Source organism: Ruegeria atlantica, assembly GCF_947495585.1.
GTDB lineage: Bacteria > Pseudomonadota > Alphaproteobacteria > Rhodobacterales > Rhodobacteraceae > Ruegeria > Ruegeria atlantica_G.
Map to the genome: position 1 here is coordinate 1 of NZ_CANLZK010000047.1, position 815 is coordinate 815.

1 pseudogene is annotated in these 815 nt (G+C 53.7%); it reads left to right on the plus strand.

The annotated features are described in order from the left end of the window. Window positions 1-63 precede the first annotated feature (63 nt). A pseudogene (locus QMP16_RS23745) lies at window positions 64-713 on the plus strand (IS6 family transposase). Window positions 714-815 lie beyond the last annotated feature (102 nt).

Below are 815 nucleotides of genomic sequence, written 5' to 3' on the forward strand. Positions count from 1 at the left end.
GTTGATTTCACGTTAACTTGCCGTTTGGCTGCTCAAGTCCGTAATCAGACATAGGTGACATCGATGAAGTCATCGTCAACGAGCTACAAGCGCCACCGGTTCCTTCTCAGATCATCGCGCACGCGGTGTCGTTATACGTTCGCTTCAATCTGAGCCTGCGGGAAATTGATGAGTTGCTGCTGCAGCGCGGGATCGATGCGTCTTACGAAACTGTCCGGCCTTGGGTCCTCAAATTCGGGCCGTTGATAGCTCGAAACTTGCGGCAGAGACAGAGCTGCCCAGGCGATGTCTGGCATCTGGATGAAGTTGCCGTGAGAATTTGAGGTCGCAAGTATTGGCTTTGGCGCGACGTAGATCGGCATTGCGTCGTGCTGGACGAAATCCTCTAATCGAACGGGGCAAATGGACGGAAAAACGGCTGCTACGCCACCTAATAAAGCGATTTGGTTTCATTCCGAAGCGGATCATCACAGCGCAAATTGCGCTCATATGGCACCGCCAAGCGAGAAGTCGCGCCGGGGTTGTATTATTGGTTGCACAAGGGCGCGAACAATCGAGCCGAAAACAGCCATCTCCTATTCCGAAAGCGGGAACGGACGATGCAGAGATTTTGGCCCCCAGGAGGTATGCTGCCGTTCGTAGCAACCCATTCTGCCGTACGGAATTGCCTCTGTGTCCCGGCATTCCGTAGCTCATCCATAACAACCCGATAACACCACCTCGAGGCATTTGATGCCTGGAATGCCGCTACTCGAGCCGCTCGAAATCATGGCATCAGCATTCCCTGGTGGCCCGGAAGTTAATGTGACAACACC